Origin of the sequence: Aquabacterium sp. G14 (assembly GCF_037482285.1) — a bacterium.
In the GTDB taxonomy this organism is placed as follows: domain Bacteria; phylum Pseudomonadota; class Gammaproteobacteria; order Burkholderiales; family Burkholderiaceae_C; genus Aquabacterium.
This window is the reverse complement of the sequence record NZ_JBBEYB010000010.1, coordinates 19171-40098: the sequence shown is the minus strand read 5'-3', so window position 1 is coordinate 40098 and position 20928 is coordinate 19171. Positions and strand designations below refer to the sequence as shown.

Annotated in this window: 20 protein-coding genes; 5 read left to right on the top strand and 15 right to left on the bottom strand. The window is 62.6% G+C overall.

Going from position 1 to position 20928, the window contains the following annotated elements:
- Positions 1–4: 4 nt before the first annotated feature.
- From WIT60_RS11840 to xrtB, 4 genes are read right to left on the bottom strand one after another with little or no spacing between them, the layout of a single operon-like run.
- Positions 5–1198 carry a lipopolysaccharide biosynthesis protein gene (locus WIT60_RS11840; RefSeq protein ID WP_339584122.1) on the bottom strand — a complete coding sequence of 398 codons (1194 nt, stop codon included), beginning with the start codon at positions 1196–1198 and terminating at the stop codon, positions 5–7.
- 49 nt (positions 1199–1247) lie between these two features.
- Complete coding sequence (gmd, locus tag WIT60_RS11835; RefSeq protein ID WP_339584121.1) at positions 1248–2378, bottom strand: GDP-mannose 4,6-dehydratase; 1131 nt, start codon at positions 2376–2378, stop codon at positions 1248–1250.
- 7 nt (positions 2379–2385) lie between these two features.
- Positions 2386–3120: an exosortase-associated protein EpsI, B-type gene (gene epsI / locus WIT60_RS11830; protein ID WP_339584120.1), complete on the bottom strand. Its 735-nt coding sequence runs from the start codon at positions 3118–3120 to the stop codon at positions 2386–2388.
- Positions 3107–4015: an exosortase B gene (gene xrtB, locus WIT60_RS11825; RefSeq protein WP_339584119.1), complete on the bottom strand. Its 909-nt coding sequence runs from the start codon at positions 4013–4015 to the stop codon at positions 3107–3109. Before xrtB ends, epsI begins: the two co-directional genes overlap by 14 nt.
- Before the next feature lie 385 nt (positions 4016–4400).
- Between xrtB and WIT60_RS11820 the strand changes: the two genes are divergently transcribed.
- Positions 4401–5213 carry a WecB/TagA/CpsF family glycosyltransferase gene (locus WIT60_RS11820; protein ID WP_339584118.1) on the top strand — a complete coding sequence of 271 codons (813 nt, stop codon included), beginning with the start codon at positions 4401–4403 and terminating at the stop codon, positions 5211–5213.
- Between the two features lie 70 nt (positions 5214–5283).
- Positions 5284–6213, top strand: coding sequence for a GDP-L-fucose synthase (gene fcl, locus WIT60_RS11815; protein WP_339584117.1), 930 nt, complete (start codon positions 5284–5286; stop codon positions 6211–6213).
- A gap of 21 nt (positions 6214–6234) precedes the next feature.
- On the opposite strand, the gene WIT60_RS11810 is transcribed toward fcl, so the two are convergent.
- Genes WIT60_RS11810 through rfbB form a run of 8 tightly spaced genes read right to left on the bottom strand, consistent with a single transcriptional unit; the run spans position 6235 to position 14231 of the window.
- The gene (locus WIT60_RS11810) at positions 6235–6972 is read right to left on the bottom strand and encodes an SDR family oxidoreductase (RefSeq protein WP_339584116.1); all 738 of its coding nucleotides are present in this window, start codon (positions 6970–6972) and stop codon (positions 6235–6237) included.
- The gene (locus WIT60_RS11805; RefSeq protein ID WP_339584115.1) at positions 6969–8321 is read right to left on the bottom strand and encodes an FAD-binding oxidoreductase; all 1353 of its coding nucleotides are present in this window, start codon (positions 8319–8321) and stop codon (positions 6969–6971) included. Before WIT60_RS11805 ends, WIT60_RS11810 begins: the two co-directional genes overlap by 4 nt.
- 7 nt (positions 8322–8328) lie before the next feature.
- Positions 8329–9747, bottom strand: a complete 1419-nt coding sequence (locus WIT60_RS11800; protein ID WP_339584114.1) for a UbiA family prenyltransferase — start codon at positions 9745–9747, stop codon at positions 8329–8331.
- Positions 9748–9762: 15 nt separating this feature from the next.
- Positions 9763–10734 (bottom strand): lysylphosphatidylglycerol synthase transmembrane domain-containing protein, encoded by a 972-nt coding sequence (locus tag WIT60_RS11795; protein ID WP_339584113.1) that lies wholly within the window; start codon positions 10732–10734, stop codon positions 9763–9765.
- A 36-nt stretch (positions 10735–10770) separates the two neighbouring features.
- Entirely contained in the window at positions 10771–11334 is a 564-nt protein-coding gene (rfbC, locus tag WIT60_RS11790) for a dTDP-4-dehydrorhamnose 3,5-epimerase (protein WP_339584112.1), read from the bottom strand.
- 5 nt (positions 11335–11339) lie between these two features.
- Positions 11340–12221, bottom strand: coding sequence for a glucose-1-phosphate thymidylyltransferase RfbA (rfbA, locus tag WIT60_RS11785; RefSeq protein WP_339584111.1), 882 nt, complete (start codon positions 12219–12221; stop codon positions 11340–11342).
- Positions 12222–12228: 7 nt separating this feature from the next.
- Positions 12229–13152, bottom strand: a complete 924-nt coding sequence (gene rfbD, locus WIT60_RS11780) for a dTDP-4-dehydrorhamnose reductase (protein ID WP_339584110.1) — start codon at positions 13150–13152, stop codon at positions 12229–12231.
- On the bottom strand, positions 13149–14231 hold the full coding sequence (gene rfbB, locus WIT60_RS11775; protein ID WP_339584109.1) for a dTDP-glucose 4,6-dehydratase: 1083 nt from the start codon (positions 14229–14231) through the stop codon (positions 13149–13151). Before rfbB ends, rfbD begins: the two co-directional genes overlap by 4 nt.
- 182 nt (positions 14232–14413) lie before the next feature.
- On the opposite strand from rfbB, the gene WIT60_RS11770 reads away from it, so the two are divergent.
- From WIT60_RS11770 to WIT60_RS11760, 3 genes are all read left to right on the top strand, one after another.
- Positions 14414–15517 (top strand): nucleotidyltransferase family protein, encoded by a 1104-nt coding sequence (locus tag WIT60_RS11770; RefSeq protein ID WP_445207694.1) that lies wholly within the window; start codon positions 14414–14416, stop codon positions 15515–15517.
- Between the two features lie 15 nt (positions 15518–15532).
- Entirely contained in the window at positions 15533–16549 is a 1017-nt protein-coding gene (locus WIT60_RS11765) for an NAD-dependent epimerase (RefSeq protein WP_339584108.1), read from the top strand.
- Between the two features lie 67 nt (positions 16550–16616).
- Complete coding sequence (locus tag WIT60_RS11760; protein WP_339584107.1) at positions 16617–17942, top strand: UDP-glucose dehydrogenase family protein; 1326 nt, start codon at positions 16617–16619, stop codon at positions 17940–17942.
- Positions 17943–17961: 19 nt separating this feature from the next.
- Here the strand turns inward: WIT60_RS11760 and WIT60_RS11755 are convergent, their stop codons facing one another.
- The 3 genes from WIT60_RS11755 to WIT60_RS11745 are packed head-to-tail and all read right to left on the bottom strand — an operon-like array spanning position 17962 to position 20802.
- Positions 17962–19365, bottom strand: coding sequence for a sensor histidine kinase (locus WIT60_RS11755; protein ID WP_339584106.1), 1404 nt, complete (start codon positions 19363–19365; stop codon positions 17962–17964).
- Positions 19362–20084 (bottom strand): winged helix-turn-helix domain-containing protein, encoded by a 723-nt coding sequence (locus WIT60_RS11750; protein ID WP_339584105.1) that lies wholly within the window; start codon positions 20082–20084, stop codon positions 19362–19364. Before WIT60_RS11750 ends, WIT60_RS11755 begins: the two co-directional genes overlap by 4 nt.
- A 43-nt stretch (positions 20085–20127) precedes the next feature.
- Complete coding sequence (locus WIT60_RS11745; protein WP_339584104.1) at positions 20128–20802, bottom strand: Spy/CpxP family protein refolding chaperone; 675 nt, start codon at positions 20800–20802, stop codon at positions 20128–20130.
- Positions 20803–20928 lie beyond the last annotated feature (126 nt).

Sequence of the window (20928 nt, the reverse complement as noted above, 5' to 3'; positions counted from 1 at the left end):
ATCTTCATACTTGCCCCAAACGGCTCCGAAAATGCACTGACAGGTGTACCGCCTGCACCAAAGCTGGCAACAACAAACCGATCGCCAACGCCAACACGCTGCCCCACAGCCCCCAGGTGTGGATGGCCCACGAACCCAAAGTGAAGGTCATCACGGTGGCCACCGCGTTGGACCAGAACATCACCTGCGTGGCCCCCATCACCTGAGCGCCTGCTGCGCTGATCAAGGACGACATGGCCAGCAAATGCACCAATGCCATCGCTGGCACGACCAGCTTGGCATCCTGATACTTCCCTGCAAACAGCCAGTCGATCCAGAAATCACCCGTCAACTCAAAAAACATAAACGCCGCGACGGTCAAGCCCAAACAGGCCAGACTCACCTGGCGCAGATAACGCCGCAAAGCCTCAGCCCCACCTTGTGCGAACACCCGCGCAGAGCGGCCTGGCAGGTAGTTACCCAAGGTCAGGCGGAACACGTTCAAGGCATTCATCAAGGCATTGGCCGCATGGTAGGCCGCAACGTCCTGAGGCTGTGCATAAGCCGCCAACTGAAACGGGATCAACTGGCTGGCCCCTATCCACACCAATTGGCTCAGCACCACCCAACGCGCATTACCCCAGTGCTGCTCCAGGTGCTCCTTGGCGCCCGGTCCGTCTGCCACCCCTTGACCAGAGCTGCGAATCAAACCGTGCATCCAGATGGCCGACACCACCAAGGGCAGCATCAAGTACCAAAAGGCGCCCGACGCAGACACCGGCCAAGCCATCACCACCAGGAGCAGCAACAACGCGCCCTGCCCGCCATAGCCCAGCACATCGCCGGGTACGGCGTTGTGAATCTGCCCATCCGTGTAGTGATACCGGCGGATGAGGTCGTGCAGCGCAAACACCCCGGCATACATGGCCGCACCCAGCATCAAGCCCGGAATGGGAAAGAACGCCCACCCCGCCGCCAACACCACCACAGCCATGGCCGGCAACATCCAGGTCTGCAGACGCAGCATGTTGCGATAGCGTCTCAAACGCTGACCGTGCGATTCCTGCGCGCCCAGAATGTTCAAAGGCTGCGCCACCAGCGCCCGATGGACCGAAGCCAAGCACAACACCGTGCTGATGGCCAAAGAGTAAGACGCCAGGCCTTCAGGGTCCAGCGCCCGTGCCAGCAAAATCCCCACCGCAAAGGTGGCTGCTGACACCAGCGCTTGATCGATCAGTGCCCAGTGAGCAGGCCCGATTCGGCGCCACTCACTCGTAATGGTCATAGGCCTGGAACCCGGCCAGCTTCACCAGACTGTCTCGCTTGGCAGATGCGTAGTCGCTCTGCACCATCTCACTCACCAGCTCTTGCAAGCTGATCTTGGGTGTCCAGCCCAGCTTTTCGCGAGCCTTGGTGGGATCGCCCAGCAAGGTTTCCACCTCGGTAGGGCGGTAATAGCGAGGATCCACACGCACAATGACTTCGCCCACCTTGCACTTGGCCAACATCTGGCCATTGACGGGAGCCAGCGCCACCACCTTGCCTACTTCGGCTTCACCTTCGCCCTCGAAAGCCAGGATGATGCCCAGTTCTTTGGCGGCAAACTCCACAAACTGGCGCACGCTGTATTGCACACCAGTGGCAATCACAAAGTCTTCAGCCTGCTGCTGCTGCAGCATCAGCCATTGCATTTCCACATAATCCTTGGCGTGGCCCCAATCGCGCAGGGCGCTCATGTTGCCCAGGTACAGGCAGTCTTGCAGACCCAGTGCAATGCGGCTGATGGCACGGGTGATCTTGCGCGTCACGAAGGTTTCGCCGCGCACCGGGCTTTCGTGGTTGAACAGCACGCCGTTGCAGGCATACATGCCATAGGCCTCGCGGTAGTTCACCGTGATCCAGTAGGCGTACATCTTGGCCACCGCGTAAGGACTGCGGGGATAGAAAGGCGTGGTTTCCTTCTGAGGAATCTCTTGCACCAAGCCATACAACTCGCTGGTCGAGGCTTGGTAAAACTTGGTCTTCTTCTCCAGGCCCAGGATGCGAATGGCTTCTAGCAGGCGCAGGGCACCAATGCCGTCGGCATTGGCGGTGTACTCGGGCTCTTCAAACGACACGGCCACATGTGACTGGGCCGCCAGGTTATAGATCTCGTCGGGCTGAACCTTCTGCACGATGCGCACCAGGCTGGTCGAATCGGTCAGGTCACCGTAGTGCAGGATGAAGTTGCGGTTGTCCACATGCGGATCCTGGTACAGGTGGTCAATCCGGTCCGTGTTGAACAAGGAGGAACGGCGCTTGATGCCGTGCACCTCGTAGCCCTTCTTCAGCAAAAACTCCGCCAGGTAAGAACCATCCTGCCCTGTGACGCCGGTGATCAATGCAACTTTCTTGGACATATCAGTCTCAGTCTTTCGAACCAAAAAAACGGGAACGCTCGGCCTCAGGCATCGCCTTGGCCAAATCATTGATGAACTGGGTGTGCAACACGCGGGCAGCCTCCTGCTCCGACGTCTCCAAAGTAGGCACCAGGCTGGACACGCGCATCAGCATGCCATCCATGATCCAGCCCTGAAGGCCATGCTTGATCTGGGCCATCTTGCGCGAGAAGCCCGGCACACTCGCCGTTTGGCCCAACGTCACCCAGTAAGTGATGGGCTCACGCCGCTGGCCTGCCGTCGCCAACAAGCGCACCACCTTCACATCGTGGTCCAGCACCTGAATTTTGTCCTTGACCGACTGCTTGACCACGAAGCCCTGGGCCGAGTAACAAAACTCAGGGCGGTGTGCGGCGGTCGACGCCGAGTTCTGGTTCTTGCCATATGCGATCGACAACATCACCCGGGCGCCATCCTCACGGATGTAGGTACGGCTCAGCGTCTCTGAATACAGCGCATCCAGTTGCTCGGTCACGGTCGGGTCCGGCAACACCGGCACCACAGACGGGTCCACCTTCCAGCCGCCGAACGACTCGGGCACGGTCTGCGACAAGTTGATGGGCGGCAGTTCGTCGGCCAACACGCGGCGGGGTGTGAACCACTCGGCCAAGCCCAAACCAGCCACCATCAACACCAACGAGAGCAGCACCACCGCCATATTGACGCGTGCGCTCTGCCCCACAGACAGTTCACTGCTTGCCACGTGCGCCTCCCTGCTTGTCAAAACGCGCGGCCAGCAGGCGGTCCACACCATAGGTCAAGATCAATGCCACACCAAACAGCACCATGCCCGCGAACCCGTGCATGAAGCCCTGCCCCGCTTCGTCACCAAAGTGGTAAGTCACCAGGATCAGGATGATGACGCGAGTCACGTTCGAGATGAATGAAATCGGGATGATGGCCAAACCCAGAATCACATTGCGAGCCTTGGAGGTGTAGTTCATGACGCGCATGTACAAAAATCCTAAAGCCTCAAGGGTGAACAAAGAGTTCAAGCCCGAACAAGCATCGGCCACCAGCAACTGGTACTGCCCCACCGTCAAGGTCACACCCGTGCGGGCAATCGGGTAGCCCGCCCAGTACATCAGCTGCTCGGCCACCACCGACACGGCGCTTTTGAGCGGCATGGTCATGGCCTGCACCAAGACCCCTGGTAACGGCACCATGAAAAACAAAAACACCAGCGGGAACCAGGCTCGCCTCACTCCCGCGACACCCACCACCAACAACATGCAGGCAGTCAGGGTCAAAAGCAGCGAACCGGCTTCCAACTCGATGACCTGTTGGGAGCGACCCACCACATAAATGGCCACCGCCAAGGTCAGCAGTACCCCCCCTGCTACTGGCGCAGGCTTCGACGGCGCGCCAAACAAGCTGGCACGCATGTCCCACAGCAGCCAGGCACAAGCTGCCAGGATCAAGGGGCCGTGACCTTGCTCATCCGTGTTCCAGACTGTTTCGGCCAGTCGAGTGAAGGTTGGCACATACATCACGGCCATCCCCACCAGCAGACACAACAGTGCGCGCAACGGGTAAGTCACCTCGACAGCCAGACCCGTCGATCCGGGTTCACGCACAGACGTAGGAGGAGCAGCCATGAACAGAAAGGTGAAAAGTAAATGTACAGAGCGTAATGTGACCGATAAGTGAGCAGAAGTTCCCGCACCACGGGTCATCCATACCCCCCTGAAAACGGGTTCCTTGCTACTTCACACGCACGCCACATGAGACCATAGCTAACCTGGCCATCTGCCCTCTGGTTATCCCTTGTGGCCTTACGTTTTCGACAACAGCCAAGGGGGCTGGAATGCGCATTTTTGGGATGACCCAGACACCTCGTGACGGCATCTTTCGGAACTTTGCTCGGCACCTTCAATCCTAAAATCGACACGCTGAGCGCCCATGACGTTGCCCCCGGTGCCCAACGCGCTCGAATCCCCCACGAACTGTTCTCCGAACGCTCGCGCCCTCGAACCCGCACACATGCCTCACTCCCAACACACGCAATCTCTTAGCGCCATCGGTCGACGTGGTTCTCTGGTGCTGGACACGCACATCGATGCAGCGAGTTGGGACGATGCGCTGACCCGCATCATTGAGTGGGGGCGGCAGCACCAAAGTCGCTATGTCACTCTTTGCAATGTGCACTCGGTCGTGACAGCCAGCCAGAGTTCCGACTTCCAGAAAGTGTTGGCAGAAGCTGATTTGGCCCTACCGGATGGGGCACCTGTCGCGTGGGTATTGAGACACAGTGGACACCCCAACCAAGAGCGAATCAATGGCCCCGACCTGACTTGGCGCTACCTGGCATCCGCAGAGAAGCTGGGGCAGTCCGTGTTTTTCTTCGGCAGCAGTGATCACACACTCACGAAACTCAAGGCACACATCAGCACTGCTTTCCCGAAGTTGAAGGTGGTTGGCATGGTGTCTCCCCCCTTCCGGGAACTGACGCATGACGAAGACCAAGCCTATATTGACCAGATCAACCACTCAGGTGCACATGTCGTTTTTGTCGGATTGGGCTGCCCTAAACAAGAGGTCTGGATGGCGCAACACCGCGGCAAGATCAACGCGGTGATGTTGGGTGTCGGTGCGGCATTCGACTATCACGCAGGCACCATCCAACGCGCACCTGCATGGATGCAGCGAACTGGGCTGGAGTGGTTTCATCGCTTGTGCAGTGAGCCTCGTCGCCTGGCCAAGCGATACGCCGTCACCAACACACTGTTCATCTACCGGACCATGAAGGCGATGCTGCTTGAGCGCGACAGACCGAGTCCTGGCAACCGCCAGTGAACGGGCTGGGACACCACTTCGGGATCTCATCGACAAACGCAACCCTATCTTTTTTCCGACACTTCACATCATGGATCAGAACGCCAAAATCTTCGTCGCCGGACACCGTGGCATGGTGGGCTCCGCCATCGTGCGCCGACTCCAGCGCGCGGGCTACCAAAATGTGATCACGCGGACACGGCAGGAACTCGACCTCCTGAGTCAGCGTGCTGTTCACGACTTCCTGAGTGCAGAGCAGCCCGATTACCTGTTCATCGCGGCCGCGAAGGTGGGCGGAATCCAGGCCAACAATGTGTACCGTGCCGACTTCATCTACCAAAACCTGATGATCGAAGCCAACCTGATCCACGGTGCCCATCTCGCTGGCGTTCAGAAGCTGATGTTCCTGGGATCGAGTTGCATCTACCCCAAGCTCGCCCGACAGCCCATGAGCGAGGACGCGCTGCTGACCGGACCGTTGGAGCCAACCAACGAGCCCTATGCCATCGCCAAAATCGCCGGCATCAAGATGTGCGAGGCCTACAACGCACAGTACGGTCGTGATTACATCAGCGTGATGCCGACCAATCTGTATGGCGTCAACGACAACTACGACCTGAACAACAGCCATGTGCTGCCGGCCTTGATCCGCAAGACACACGAAGCCAAGGTGCGTGGTGACCGGGAGTTGGTCGTATGGGGTACCGGTACGCCGATGCGCGAATTCCTGTACGCAGACGACCTGGCCGATGCCTGCGTGTTTCTCATGGAGCAAGGCTACAGCGGCCCGCTGGTGAACATCGGCACTGGCACGGACGTGACCATCCGGGAGCTGGCCGAAACCGTGACACGTGTGCTAGGTTTCACCGGAACTTTGAACTTTGACACAAGCAAGCCAGACGGTACGCCGCGCAAGTTGATGAACGTTTCACGCCTGACGCAACTCGGGTGGAAAGCCACGACCACGCTCGAAGATGGCATCCGGATGGCGTACCAGGATTTCCTGCAGCGCTACGCCTGATGCCAATGTGCCCGAGATGGCTCAGAGTTTGAGCTTCACAAACACAAACTCCGGAATGTGTTTGATGATCAACATGATCCAGCGCCAGAAGCCCGGCGTGTACACCACACGCTGACCTTGATCGATGGCACGCGTGATGTCCTTGGCCACCTGCTCGGGTTGGGCCCACAGTGCGCCCTGCTTCAAATGCGCTGTCATGGGCGTGCTCACAAAGCCGGGCTTGATGGTGATGACGTGCACACCCTGCTTGGACAGGCGCTGGCGCATGCCCGACGCGAACGCACTGACCAGGGCTTTGGCGCTGCCGTAGACATAGTTGCTCTGCCGCCCACGGTCGCCGGCCACCGACGAAATCACGGCGATCGCGCCCTGGCCTTGCTGCGCAAACTGCTCTCCGGCCAAGCTCATCAGCGACACGACGGACGTGCCATTGGTCTGGATTTCCTGCAGCGCATAGGCCACATCCTGCTGCGCCCGCTCCTGATCAGACAGGGTGCCGTGCGCAATCAACACCGTGTCCAGACCGCCCAGGGTGTGGGTGGCCTGTGCCAGCAAGGCCGCATGTGCAGACAAATCGTTCGCGTCAAACACCTGCAGCCCCACGCGGCCTGCCCCGCGCGCGCGCAGGTCGTCACATACCGACTGCAACTGGCTGGAGTTGCGGGCGGCCAGGAACAGATGGTCACCACGTTGGGCCCACAGGCGTGCGCAGGCTTCGGCCATGCCAGACGTGGCGCCAACGATCAGGATTTTTCTCATGATGTCTCCGTGACCCGACGCCACAAGCCAGAGCTGAAGCGAGGGTCCACATAATTCGCAAATTCACGCCAACGCGGGTAGCCGGCCTGGAACAAGGCAGCACCCATGCGGCCGTCTTTGGCGGGGTACAGCCGTCCGCCGGCGGCCAACACGATGCGGTCCAGTTCATCAAACAGGCGATGCAGGCGTGGGCCGACATTGGGGAAGTCCAGCGCCAAGGTCGTGCCGGGCTGAGGAAAAGACAGCATGCCCAGCGACGCCGGCGCACCAAACTGCTTGAGCACCGCCAGAAAGGAGCCTTGACCGCTGTGCGCAATGGTGTGCAACAAGCGTCGCGTCACCACCAAAGCATCGTCCGGCGGGATCACGCACTGGTATTGGTGAAAGCCTCGAGGGCCATAGATGCGGTTCCACTCCAGCAAGGCATCCAGCGGGTAGAAGAACGGTCGGTAATGCTGCACCGCACGCACGACCGGCGTTCGCTGCTTGTGGAAATACAAGGTGTTGAAGGCCTTGAGCGACAGTGTGTTGATGAGGGAAATCGGCGGCGTGAAGGGTACACGTCGGCTCGGCTCCGCAACGCCACTGGGCAGCGAGCGCGGCAACAGAGACAGATCCATGGCCACAGGCGCATGGTTGGCCCGGCTGAAGAGCCCACGCCCGAGGCGCTGGCCTGTGAACGCGCAGTCAATCCAGGCCACGGTGTACTCGTGGTCACGTTCGGAGGCCTGACTCAACTCGAAGAAGGCCTCGAGGCTGTCAAACCGGATGGTTTCGGTGTCCATGTAGGGATTGACTACCCGGCGCAACTGGATTTCGGCCCAGGTGATCAAACCCGTCAGACCCAAACCGCCCACCGTGGCGGCAAACCAGTCTGGGTGCAGCGTCGGCGAGCACCGGCGACGTGTGCCGTCGGAGCGCAACAACTCCAATTGCGTGACATGGTTGCCAAAGGATCCGGCCGCATGGTGGTTCTTGCCGTGCACATCGTTGGCGATGGCGCCGCCCACGGTCACGAACTGCGTGCCGGGCGTGACAGGCAAGAACCAGCCCTGCGGCACGACCAGACGCAAGATGGTGGACAGCAGCACGCCCGCCTCGCAGCGCAGCAAGCCGGTCTGCGGATCGAAGTCGATGAAGCGGTCCAGTTGCCCGGCCAGCAACAAGGCACCGCCAGGGTTGAGATTGCTGTCACCGTAACTGCGGCCATTGCCGAAAGGCAACACCGAGGCATCACCCCCAGGCAAAGGCAAGGCCCCATGGCGACTGGGCAGGCCCAAAGCCGTGTGGGCGACACGCTGCACCCGCCCCCAGGAGGTGAACACGCGCGCAGGAGTGGCCGGGCTCATGCCGATGTCAGACAGCCAGGTACAGCGCAATGGCGGCTGCCACCCCGGTCAGCAAGCTGACGCGGTCCTTGAGCGCATAGACCAGCGGATCGTCGTGCATGCGTCCCCGGTAGGTTTGCATCCAGATTCGGCTGATCCAGTACAGCATGATGGGCACCAGCAACCACGCGAACTTGGGATGACGGTACATCTGCGCCACATCGGGCGAGTTCAAGTAGAGCGCCAACACCAGGATACTGAGATAACCCGATGAGGCCCCCAGGCTCTGCAAGAGATTCAGGTCTTCGACCTGGTAGCCTCGCCCCTGCGCTGCCAACTTGCCCTGCTCTCGCATCGCATGCAACTCGGCATAGCGCTTGACGATGGCCAAGCTCAGGAAAATGAAGATGGCAAAGATCAGGAGCCAGAACGACAACGGAATCCCCGCGGCGGCCGAGCCCGCGACGATGCGGATGGTGTAGAGCCCGGCCAGCGCCAGCACGTCCACCATCACGATTTTCTTGATGCCAAACGAGTAGGCCAGCGTGGCCGCGTAATAGCCACCCAAGACGCCCAGGAAGGTCACAGGCAAGGCCAGCGACAAAAGCAAGGCCACCAGCAACAGCAAGGGCGCCACGGTGAGACCAAACAACAAACTCAACTGCCCTGCCGCGAAAGGGCGATGGCATTTGCTGTGGTGCTGGCGGTCCGCCTCCAAGTCCAGCATGTCGTTGAGCAGGTACACCGAGGACGCACACAGGCTGAACGCGATGAAGGCAAGGAGGCTCGCCCCAAGCGTGGCCATGGTCATCTGATGCGAGGCCAGCACGGGCACGAAGATCAGGGCATTCTTGGCCCATTGGTGCACACGCAAGGCCTTCAGCACCATCTTGACACCGACCTTCGGTGCGGGCACGACGTGGCTGACCACGGCCACCTGCGATGCGGCCAGACGGACAGACTCGGGCGCATTGACCACGATGGCCGAGCGCGCCTTGGCCCAGATGGGCACGTCGACCCGGTGGTTGCCACAGTAATCGAAAGCGCGTTCACCGAATCGCGCCACCAACTCGGCCGCCTTGTTGTGTCCTGAAAGATTGGTGCGTCCGTTGCTGGCGAGCACGCCGTCGAAAATACCAAGGTGGTCGGCGACGGCCTGCGCGAGACGCGCATCCGAGGCCGTGCACAACCACAGCGGACGCCCCGCCGCTTTTTGCGCACGCAACCAGTCGACAAAGGGCTGTGTGTAAGGCAGAGCCGCACCATTGAGCGTGACACGGCGGGCAATCTGCGCTTTCAGATGCGCCTTGCCGCGCAGCAGCCACAGGGGGGCGATGAGCACGTACAGCGGGTTCTGCTTGATGAGCAGCAGGAAAGATTCCAGCAACAGATCACTGTGGATCAACGATCCATCGAGGTCCACGCACAAAGGAACGGCTTGGGTCATGACTCACACATTCGATCAGGTCTTGCCACGCAGGGCCCAGACGCAGAGCCAACCGATCAACACGGCCAGCCACAGGGTCAGCAAACGGCACACCAGAGTCAGGAGGATAGCCTGAGGCATGGTGTAACCATGGGCAAACAGCAGGGCCGCCATCACGGCTTCCGTGCTACCCAACCCACCTGGCAAAAAAGACAGGGCGCCCACGATGATGGCAATCGCATAAATGCCCATCGCCGCCGGAATGGACAGTTCAATGGGCGCCACCACATCGGCCACCAACTTGAGGCCCACCGCCTCAGCACCCCAGGCGATCAGCCCCATCGACAGGCCAGCCAGCAGCAAACCAGGCGCCAGAAACTGACGGGCGCTGACCAGCATGTTCACCAGAGGGCGCAAGGCGGTGACCAGCTTGCCTTGGTGTAGCACCATCAACTGTGCGGCCACTCGGGTCCATGGGACCAGCGCCACGCCCATCAGCAGCGCCCCCACGAGGCCCACGGCCACCCACAGGAACACCCGGTAGGCCTGCAACTCGGCCAGCACGGCGACGGCCAGCAAAATCATCACGGCCAAGTCCAACAGGCGCTCGACAAAAAATGCCCCGCTGACGGCCGACACCGGAATGCCGCGCGGCAGGTAGTAACGCGCCCGCACCATCTCACCCAGCTTGCCTGGTGACAAGGTGAAAGCAAAACCTGCCATGAAGGTCAGTGACACGAAGCCCCATGGCAGATCGTGGCCCAGTCGCTGCAGGTACAGACGCCACCGCCACACCCGCAGCGCGTAGTTCAGCAAAGACAGTGCTGCGGCGATGGCGACCGCCGTCCAGCCCGCACGCAGCGGGGTCAGGTCAATCTGGACGATGTCGTGATGAAACGCCTTGATGCACCAGGCGGCGAACAGGGCAAACACCCCGTAAACGAGGACGCGGCGCCACCATGGCACTGCCTCCGGTTGCAGGTCCGTGTTCAAACTGGGCGTGCTCATGCTCGCACGCTCAGAGGGCTCAGGTGAGCCCGCGCATCAGAACGTCTCGGCATCACACAACCTGGGGGCCTGTGCATCCTTGGGCGCCAACTCAGGCTGCTGTCCCTTCAAAGGCCAATCGATGCCAATGTCCGGATCGTTCCACGCAATGGCACGCTCACAGTCCTTGGCGTACACATCGGTGGTCTTGTAGAGGAAATGGGTGTCGTCCTGCAGAGAGACAAAACCGTGCGCGAAACCCTCAGGGATCCACAGTTGGCGTTTGTTCTCGGCCGACAGCTCCACACCCACCCACTGACCATAGGTGGGCGAGCCTTTGCGGATGTCCACGGCCACGTCAAACGCGGCGCCCTGGGTCACGCGCACCAGCTTACCTTGCGGGTGAGGCGGCAACTGATAGTGCAGACCACGCAACACCCCCGCCTTGCTGCAGGAGTGGTTGTCCTGCACGAAGGGACGCGGCGCGGGCAGGCCCAACTCGGCCAAGGCTGAGACGAACTTGCCGTGGTGGTAGCTTTCCATGAACCAGCCACGTTCGTCGCCGAACACGGCTGGCTCGACGATGACGACATCGGGGATGCGAGTGGGAATGAGTTTCATGGTGTTCAGAAAACCTGGTCGCGCAGGACCTTGAGCAGGTACTGGCCGTAGCCGTTCTTGAGCATGGGTTGCGCGAGCCTCTCAACCTGCTCAGCCGTGATCCAGCCCGAACGGTAGGCGATTTCTTCCAGGCAGGCCACTTTCAGGCCCTGACGCTTTTCCAGCGTGGCGATGAACTGGCCAGCTTCGAGCAGGCTATCGTGCGTGCCCGTGTCGAGCCACGCGTAACCACGCCCCATGATCTCGACGCTGAGTTGCCCTTGCTTCAGGTACACGGCGTTGACATCGGTGATCTCCAGCTCGCCGCGCGGGCTCGGTTGGATGTTCGCAGCGATGTCGCACACCTGCTGGTCGTAGAAATACAGGCCCGTGACCGCGTAGTTGCTCTTGGGGGCCTTGGGCTTTTCTTCGATGCTCAGGGCGCGATGCTGGGCATCGAACTCGACCACACCATAACGCTCGGGGTCGTGTACGTGGTACGCGAAGACGCTCGCTCCGGAGGGCTGGTTGTTGGCGTTGTGCAGCAGGCGCTGCAGGTCGTGCCCGTAATAGATGTTGTCGCCCAGCACCAGCGCGCTGGGGTGGTTGCCGACGAAGTCCTTGCCCAGAATGAAGGCCTGCGCCAGGCCATCCGGGCTGGGCTGCACACAGTAGCTCAGGTTCAGGCCCCACTGGCTGCCATCGCCGAACAGCGCCTGGAAGCGCGGCGTGTCTTGCGGGGTGCTGATGAGCAGGATGTCTCGGATACCGGCCAGCATCAGGGTGCTGAGCGGGTAATAGACCATGGGCTTGTCGTACACCGGCAGCAGCTGTTTGCTGATGGCCAAGGTGGCGGGATGCAGACGGGTGCCGGAGCCTCCGGCGAGGATGATGCCTTTACGGTTCATGGATGAATCACTTCCCTGAGATTTCAATGAGCATGCGCTCAACGCCCTGCTGCCAGTGCGGCAAGGTCAGCCCGAAGGCTTGGCAGACTTTGGCGGTATCGAGGCGCGAATTGAGCGGACGCTGAGCCGGTGTCGGGTACTCGGCGGTCGGGATCGGCAAGACGGCTTCGGGCGCCACCCGAACCGGCAAACCGTGCGCGCGTGCCCATTCGATGACAAAGCGGGCGTACGCATGCCAGCTCGTGTGACCACTGGCCACGAGGTGATAGAGGCCCAACAGGTCGCTGCGAGTTGGTTGAGACTGCGCCGAGCGGATCGCATGGGCCGAGACATCGGCCAACAAATCCGCCCCGGTGGGCGCACCGATCTGATCGGCAATGACCTTGAGCTGGTCGCGCTCGGAAGCCAGTCGCAGCATGGTCTTGGCGAAGTTGCCCCCACGCGCAGCGTAGACCCAGCTGGTGCGGAAGATCAGGTGCCGACAGCCGCTGGCCTGGATGGCCTGCTCCCCTTGGAGCTTGGTCTGACCGTACACGCTCAAAGGGCCCGTGGGGGCCGTCTCGGTGCGAGGCTGGTCCCCGCTGCCATCGAACACATAGTCGGTGCTGTAGTGCACCAGCAGTGCACCCAGCTGGGCAGCTTCCTGGGCGATCAGGCTCGGCGTGGTGGCGTTGAGGGCACGTGCCAGTTCGGGCTCGCTCTCGGCCTTGTCCACGGCGGTGTGGGCCGCTGCATTGACGATGACGTCCGGACGGACCGCGCGCACCAGCGCGGCCACCTGCTCGGGCTGGCTGAAATCGGCACGCAGGTCCGGACATGCGACGGGGCCGAGCGTGTCGTGGCCAAGGGCCGTCACGGCACCCAGGGTGCTCAGCGCGCGCTGCAACTCCCAGCCGACCTGACCGCCTTTGCCCAACAGCAGGATGTTCATGCGCGCTCCGCGTAGTTCTGAGCGATCCAGTCGCGGTAAGCACCCGAGCGCACGGTGTCGATCCAGGCCGTGTTATCGAGGAACCACTGCACCGTCTTGTTGATGCCCGATTCGAAGGTCTCCGCTGGCTTCCAGCCAATCTCACGCTGAATCTTGGTCGGGTCGATCGCATAGCGGCGGTCGTGTCCCGGGCGATCCTTCACATAGGTGATCAGGCTCTCGTAGGGCTGGCCATCGGCGCGCGGACGCAGGGCGTCGAGCTTGCGACAGATGGTGGTCACCACGTCGATGTTCTTGATCTCGTTGATACCGCCGACGTTGTAGGTTTCGCCCAGGCGGCCCTTCTCCAGCACCTGGCAGATCGCCTCGCAGTGATCACGCACATACAGCCAGTCGCGGATGTTGAGGCCGTCGCCGTACACCGGCAGCGGCTTGCCGTCCAGTGCATTGAGGATCATCAGCGGGATAAGCTTTTCCGGAAAGTGATACGGCCCATAGTTGTTGCTGCAGTTGGTGGTCAGCGTGGGGAAGCCGTAGGTGTGGTGGTAGGCCCGCACCAGGTGGTCACTGCCGGCCTTGCTGGCCGAGTACGGGCTGTTGGGCGCGTAGGGCGTGGTTTCGCTGAAGGCTGGATCGGTGTCGCTGAGCGAACCGTAGACCTCGTCGGTGGAGACGTGCAGGAAGCGAAAGGCCTCCTTGCCCGCCCCCTCTAGCCCCCCCCAGTAGGCCCGCGCCTCTTCGAGCAGGCTGAAGGTGCCCACCATATTGGTGTGGATGAACTCGCCAGGACCGTGGATGGAGCGGTCGACATGGCTCTCAGCGGCGAAGTGCAGGATGGCGCGCGGGCGGTGGGTGGCCAGCACCTGACGCACAGCCTCGCGGTCGGCAATGTCAGCCTGCACCAGAGTGGCACGACCGGCCTGCAGGTGCTCGCCAATCGTGTGCGGGTTGCCTGCGTAGGTCAGCTTGTCGAAGACCACCACGGGCTCTTCGGGCAAGCCCAGGCGCGCGCCGCGCTCAAACCAATGGTGCACGAAATTGCCGCCGATGAAGCCGGCGCCGCCTGTGATGAGGATCATCCTGGGTCCTGGAACGAGAGATGGGGCAGATTATGCAAGGAGACACCCCTCTTCACGGTGACGTGGACGGTCTCGGTCCCCCTCCAACGGGGGACTCGCCACCCGATCGTCACTGAGCCTCAATTCATTTGCTGCATCATGTACGGCTACACCAGCAACGCCACACGCGTGAAGAAGTCCACATGGCCAAAGCAATGATCCTGGCAGCCGGGCAAGGAACCCGGGTACGCCCCCTGACCAAGCAGACGCCCAAGCCAATGGTGCCCATCCTCGGCAAACCGGTGCTCGAGTACATCATCGAGCACCTGGCGCGCCACGGGATCAAGGAGATCATGATCAACGTGGCGTTCAACCACTGGAAGATCGAAAACTACTTTGGCGATGGCCACCGCTGGGGTGTGCAGATCGGCTACGCCTACGAGGGCGTGCGTGAACATGGAGAAATCGTGCCACGCCCCGTGGGGTCGGCCGGCGGCATGCGCCGCATCCAGGATTTCAGCGGCTTTTTTGACGAAACGACCCTGGTGCTGTGTGGCGACGCCATCATTGACCTGGACATCGAAGCGGCCCTGGCCGAGCACCACGCCAAGCAAGCCATCGCCAGCGTCGTGGCGCTGGAGGTTCCTGAAGACCAAGTGCAGAACTACGGCATCGTCGTGGCCGATCCCGACGGACGGATCACCTCTTTCCAGGAAAAGCCCAAACCCACTGAAGCGCGCTCGCGTTTGGCCAGCACCGGCATCTACATCTTCGAGCCCAGCGTGCTCGATCTGGTCCCGCCCGGTCAGGAGTTCGACATCGGCAGCCAGCTCTTCCCCCTGCTGGTCGAGAAGCACCTGCCCTTCTACGCCCAAAGCCGCTTCTTCAACTGGATCGACATTGGTCGGGTGAGCGACTACTGGGCCGTGTGCCAGCGAGTGCTGCGCGGTGAGGTCAACCAGATGCACATGCCCGGCACCGAGGTCCGCCCCGGCGTCTGGGTGGGACTGAACACCCGCATCGACTGGGACAGCGTCCACATCACCGGACCGGTGTACATCGGCTCCAGCACCCGCATCGAGCCGGGCGTGACCATCGAAGGCCCCGCCTGGATCGGACACGGCAGCCTGCTGCGGCAGGGCAGCAAGGTGGTGCGCAGCGTGCTTTTCGAATACACCCGCCTCAACGAAGGCACGGTGTTCAACGAGGTGGTGGCCTCATCCCAATATTGTGTGGACCGACACGGTCACACCACCTACCAGGGCGACGAAAGCACCAGCCTGCGCTGGGGAGATGCCCGCGCCTGACGGACAATACGGGCCATGCGCAAATTTCTTGTCACCGGTGCCGCAGGTTTCATCGGCATGCACGTGGCCCAGGCCTTGTTGGCCCGGGGGGATGAGGTCGTCGGCATCGACAATCTCAACGATTACTACAGCCCGCAACTCAAGCAGGACCGGCTGAGCCATCTGCAAAAGCAGGCGGGGGCCGAGCGCTGGCGCTTTGAGCGCATGGATGTGGCCGATAACGCGGCCCTGCAGGCCCTGTTCACCCGCGAGCGCTTCGACGGGGTCGTGCACCTGGCCGCTCAAGCGGGCGTGCGCTACTCACTGACCAACCCGCACGCCTACGCCCAGTCGAATCTGGTCGGCTTTGTCAACGTCCTGGAGGCCTGCCGCCACCACGCGACCGCGCATCTGGTGTACGCGAGCAGCTCCAGCGTGTACGGCGGCAACGTGAAGATGCCGTTTGCCGAGACCGACCCGGTCGATCACCCGGTCAGTCTGTACGCGGCCACCAAGAAGGCCAATGAGCTGATGGCGCACACTTACAGCCATCTGTACGGCCTGCCGACCACCGGTCTGCGCTTCTTCACGGTCTACGGCCCCTGGGGGCGCCCGGACATGGCCCCGATGCTGTTCTCCCGCGCCATCCTGGCGGGCGAGCCCATCAAGGTGTTCAACCACGGGCAGATGAAGCGCGACTTCACCTACATCGACGACATCGTGCGCGGTGTGGTGGCCACACTGGACCGACCGCCGGTGGCCGACCCCGACTTCAACCGCGCCGAGCCGTCGGCCGCTGGTTCATGGGCGCCGTACAAGGTGTTCAACATCGGCCGCAGCGAGCCGGTGCCCCTGCTGGACTTCATCGGCACCCTGGAAGAGGCCCTGGGTGTTCAGGCCCAAAAAGATCTGCAACCCATGGCCCCCGGTGACGTCGCCGCCACCTACGCCGATGTCAGCGCCCTGGCCGAGTGGACGGGCCAGCAGCCTCAGGTGGACCTGAGCGAGGGCGTGCGCCGCTTCGTGGCCTGGTACCGTCGGTACCACGCATGACGCCACGCGTGAACCCGCACCCGCCTCGGCTCCACACACCCTATTCAATCCAAGAGAGCATCCCATCATGAAAGTTTCCGTTGTTGGCACCGGTTATGTCGGCCTGGTCACAGGCGCCTGTCTGGCCGAAATGGGCAATGACGTGCTGTGCCTGGACGTCGACCCACGCAAGATCGAGATCCTGGAAAACGGCGGCATCCCCATCCACGAACCCGGTCTGGACCAGGTGGTGGCGCGCAATGTGAAGGCGGGTCGCCTGCACTTCACCACCGATGTGGCCCGTGCGGTGGCGCATGGCACCATCCAGTTCATCGCCGTGGGCACCCCACCCGATGAAGATGGCTCGGCCGACCTGCAGTACGTGCTCGCCGCTGCCCGCAACATCGGCCGCCTGATGACGGACTACAAGGTCATCGTCGACAAGAGCACGGTGCCGGTGGGCACGGCCGACAAGGTGCGTGCCGCCGTGGCCGATGAACTGGCCAAGCGCAACAGCGATGCCCAGTTCGCCGTGGTCTCCAACCCGGAGTTCCTGAAAGAAGGCGCGGCGGTGGAAGACTTCATGCGCCCCGACCGCATCGTGGTGGGTGCCGACGACGAGCAGGCCATTTTGCTGATGCGCGCGCTGTACGCGCCCTTCCAGCGCAACCACGAACGCCTGGTGGTGATGGACGTGCGCAGCGCCGAGCTGACCAAGTACGCCGCCAACGCCATGCTGGCCACCCGCATCAGCTTCATGAACGAGCTGGCCCTGCTGGCCGAGAAGATGGGCGCCGACATCGAAGCGGTGCGCGTGGGCATTGGCTCCGACCCCCGCATCGGCACGCACTTCCTGTACGCCGGTTGCGGCTACGGTGGCAGCTGCTTCCCGAAAGACGTGAAGGCGTTGATCAAGACCGCCAGCGACGAAGGCCAGGAGTTGCTGGTGCTCAAGGCCGTGGAAGCGGCCAACGACCGCCAAAAGCATGTGCTGGTCGAGAAGGTGACGCGCCGCTTTGGTGAAGACCTCAAGGGCAAGCACTTTGCCTTGTGGGGCCTGGCGTTCAAGCCCAACACCGATGACATGCGCGAAGCCACCAGCCGTGTGGTGCTGGCCGAGCTGTTCGAGCGCGGCGCCACCGTGACCGCCTACGACCCGGTGGCCATGGACGAAGCCCGTCGCATCTTCGGCGACGAACCCCGCCTGCGTTACGCCGAGAACCCGATGGCCGCTCTGGACGGTGCCGATGCCCTGGTGATCGTGACCGAGTGGAAGGAATTCCGCAGCCCGGATTTCGACCGCATCAAGGCCACGCTCAAGACGCCCACCATCTTCGACGGCCGCAACCTGTACGAGCCCAGCCTCGTGCAAAAGGCGGGATTGGTGTACGAGAGCGTCGGCCGCAAGGGCTGATCCTGCGGTATCAGGCTGCTCAGACCCCGGGAGGGGTCTTGGGCAGCTGGATCACAAAACAGCTGCCCCCGCCCTCGCGGGCTTCGCAGCGTGCCTGGCCGCCATGCTTGGCGGCAATCTGGCGCACCAGGCTGAGCCCCAGGCCCACGCCGCCGGCATGCTCGGCATGACCTGGCAGACGGTAGAAGGGCTCGAAAATGCGCTCGCGCTGATCCGGCGGCACGCCGGGTCCGCGGTCATTCACGCGAAGGAAGATGTAGGCGGGGTCGTGGCTGAGTTCCACCTGAACATCCGCCCCACCGTAACGACGTGCGTTCTCCAGCAGGTTGCGTGCCGCGCGGCGTAGCAAGCGCTCGTCTCCCAGGTATGGCTGGGTCGGAAAGCCTTCGGCCACATCGACTTCTGCCCCCACACGGCTGGCCTCTTCCACCATCAGCCCCACCAGGTCCACCGGACCGCGATCGATGGTTTGTCGTGCGTCGATGCGACTGGCCAGCAGCACCTCTTCCACCAGCGCATCCAGCTCGCGGATGTCCTGATGGATTTCATCCTTGATCTGGGCCGCGCGCTCAGGTGGCAGGTCGGCCATGATGGACACGGCCATTTTCAGCCGCGCCAGTGGCGAGCGCAGCTCATGGCTGGCATTGGCCAGCAGGCTGCGATTGGACGTCACCAGGTCTTCGATGCGCTGGGCGGCTTCGTTGAAACTGCGTGCCAAGGTCGCCACCTCATCGCGCCCTTCCACGGCGACACGGTGGTGCAACTCCCCGGCGCCGAACATCTCCACGCCGCGACGCAAAGCCTGCAGACGCCGCGTCAGGTGGTGGGCCACCGGCCAGGCGCTCACGGCCACCGCCACAAACAGGAGGATCAGGGACAGGATGAGGGCGGGCGCACCGTGTGCCAGCCAAGGGGGCAGCATGGGCGACAGGGGCTCCAGCCAAGGCTGGATGGAGCCTGGCGGTGCGTCAGGCGGTGACAGCCCCGCTGGCAAGGAAGCCCCACCTGGGTGCTGACGCGGGCCACGAGTCAGGCGCTTGGCCATCCAAAGGCTGCGCCCGTCCGAGAGCTGCACGCGATGCAACACCGGACGGTGCTCGCCCGCCAAACGCAGGCGCTCCTGCAACAAACTGGAGGTGGCGATGCGCTCGCCTTCGGGAGACTCCAGGGCCATCGGAAGGCGCAAGCGGTCAGCCCAATCGAGAAAGACCTGGGCCTGCAACGCCTCAGGTGCGGTGACCGGCGGCAAGCTGTTTTCCAGCAACTCGCCCCAGGCAGCCGCGCGCTCGGTCCAGGCCGACTGGCTCTGGACCACGGTGCGTTCGTGTTCAAGGTTGTGCTGGGCCAGCCAGCCGGTGATCAGCGCAAAGATCAGCAGGACCGCGACGACGGTCAGGTAAATGCGCAGCGCCAGGGTTTTCATGCGACCCCGGTGTCAGCGTCCTGCTTCTTGGCAAACACATAGCCCACACCACGGACGGTGAGGATGCGGCGCGGCTCCTTGGGATCGTCCTCGATGGCGGCGCGGATGCGCGAGATGTGGACATCGATGGAGCGGTCAAAGGCTTCCAGTGGGTGACCCTTGAGGGCATCCATGATCTGGTCGCGGCTCATCACGCGCCCCGGGTGCTGGGCCAGCACGTGCAGGAGGTCGAACTGGTAAGACGTCAGGTCGCAGGACTGGCCATCCAGACGCGCCTGACGCAGGCCGTTGTCCACTTCAAGCCGGCCGAAACGCAGCACGTCATCGCCGTCGTCGGCCGACTGACCGGCCCGGCGCAACAAGGCCCGGATGCGGGCCAACAATTCGCGGGGTTCGAAAGGTTTGGGCAGGTAGTCGTCGGCGCCCACTTCGAGGCCGACAATGCGGTCGGTGGGCTCACCACGCGCGCTGAGCATCAGCAGGGGCAGATGCCGGTGTCGCGGCGAGGCCCGCAACTCCTTGCAGAGATCGAGCCCGTCGCCGTCAGGCAGCATGAGGTCGAGCACCAGCGCATCGAAGGCCTGACGGGCCAGCAACTCCCGGCCGGCGGCCAGACTCGGGGCGTTGGACACGTCGTAGCCATGACCGCGCAGGTAGTCGCCCACCATGGCGCTCAGGCGCAGGTCGTCGTCGATCAACAGAATGTGCTCATTGCTCATGTCCGCCATTGTCGCGTGCTCCGGATCGGTCTGAAGGGAGGGCTCAGCGGGTGGCGGACGGCGCTGCAGACGGCTGCGAGGCGGCACGTGCGGCCTGATGGGCTGCGCGACGTTCTGCACGCTCGCTCAAGCGCTCCTTCAGGCCTTCCTGACGTGCCTTCAGTGTGGCGGCAATCTGGGCGCGCTGGGCCGGTGTCAACACATTGGCGATGTCCAGCTGGGCCTGGAGCATGCGCTGGCTGGCCTTGTCATGGTGCGCCAACATCTGCTGACGGGCTTTCTCGGCGGCGGCCGCATCAGGCTTGGCTTCGCCAAGCAGCGACAGGCCGTGGGCCATCGGCGTGCGGTCCTGTGTGTGCAGGGCCTTCAGATCGGCATGGGCCTTGGCCTGAATGTCACGGATCTGGGTGCGCTGGGCATCGGTGAGCTTGTGGGCGTCACCCAGCAAGCGGTCCAGGTGTCGGGTGCTGCCCATCGCGTGCTTGCCGCCATGGCGGGCCATGTGACCCATTTGCCCCATGTGGCCCTCGTGCATGCAGTCCCCGCCCTGATGCGGCCCGTTGGAGCCGTGGTCGCCAGAATGGCCGCGGTGACCGCCAGCCAAAGCGGTGGCACTGAAGGCAGCGGCGGCTGCGCCGATCAGCAGCACACTGCCCAGGGCCCAAAGGCGGCGGGCAGGTTGAGACGCCAGCTTGGCGGTGGTGGTGCGTGGTGTCATGGTCATCACTCCTTCCATGGGATGTTGGATGGATTCATGTTGCGCCCAGGCCGTGAACTGTGTGTGCGTGGCGGGTAAAGATGTGTGAACCGCCGCCCGTCACACATTTGTCACAATACAGGGTTT

Bases quoted from the DNA above. Each gene is read 5' to 3' on its own strand.
- WIT60_RS11750 (WP_339584105.1), bottom strand. From the start codon at position 20,084: ATGAGCAATGAGCACATTCTGTTGATCGACGACGACCTGCGCCTGAGC.
- WIT60_RS11795 (WP_339584113.1), bottom strand. From the start codon at position 10,734: ATGAGCACGCCCAGTTTGAACACGGACCTGCAACCGGAGGCAGTGCCA.
- gmd (WP_339584121.1), bottom strand. From the start codon at position 2,378: ATGTCCAAGAAAGTTGCATTGATCACCGGCGTCACAGGGCAGGATGGT.
- WIT60_RS11760 (WP_339584107.1), top strand. From the start codon at position 16,617: ATGAAAGTTTCCGTTGTTGGCACCGGTTATGTCGGCCTGGTCACAGGC.
- rfbD (WP_339584110.1), bottom strand. From the start codon at position 13,152: ATGAACATCCTGCTGTTGGGCAAAGGCGGTCAGGTCGGCTGGGAGTTG.
- xrtB (WP_339584119.1), bottom strand. From the start codon at position 4,015: ATGGCTGCTCCTCCTACGTCTGTGCGTGAACCCGGATCGACGGGTCTG.
- WIT60_RS11765 (WP_339584108.1), top strand. From the start codon at position 15,533: ATGCGCAAATTTCTTGTCACCGGTGCCGCAGGTTTCATCGGCATGCAC.
- rfbA (WP_339584111.1), bottom strand. From the start codon at position 12,221: ATGAACCGTAAAGGCATCATCCTCGCCGGAGGCTCCGGCACCCGTCTG.
- WIT60_RS11805 (WP_339584115.1), bottom strand. From the start codon at position 8,321: ATGAGCCCGGCCACTCCTGCGCGCGTGTTCACCTCCTGGGGGCGGGTG.
- WIT60_RS11820 (WP_339584118.1), top strand. From the start codon at position 4,401: ATGCCTCACTCCCAACACACGCAATCTCTTAGCGCCATCGGTCGACGT.
- rfbC (WP_339584112.1), bottom strand. From the start codon at position 11,334: ATGAAACTCATTCCCACTCGCATCCCCGATGTCGTCATCGTCGAGCCA.
- WIT60_RS11810 (WP_339584116.1), bottom strand. From the start codon at position 6,972: ATGAGAAAAATCCTGATCGTTGGCGCCACGTCTGGCATGGCCGAAGCC.
- WIT60_RS11755 (WP_339584106.1), bottom strand. From the start codon at position 19,365: ATGAAAACCCTGGCGCTGCGCATTTACCTGACCGTCGTCGCGGTCCTG.
- WIT60_RS11770 (WP_445207694.1), top strand. From the start codon at position 14,414: ATGGCCAAAGCAATGATCCTGGCAGCCGGGCAAGGAACCCGGGTACGC.
- fcl (WP_339584117.1), top strand. From the start codon at position 5,284: ATGGATCAGAACGCCAAAATCTTCGTCGCCGGACACCGTGGCATGGTG.
- rfbB (WP_339584109.1), bottom strand. From the start codon at position 14,231: ATGATCCTCATCACAGGCGGCGCCGGCTTCATCGGCGGCAATTTCGTG.
- WIT60_RS11745 (WP_339584104.1), bottom strand. From the start codon at position 20,802: ATGACACCACGCACCACCACCGCCAAGCTGGCGTCTCAACCTGCCCGC.
- WIT60_RS11800 (WP_339584114.1), bottom strand. From the start codon at position 9,747: ATGACCCAAGCCGTTCCTTTGTGCGTGGACCTCGATGGATCGTTGATC.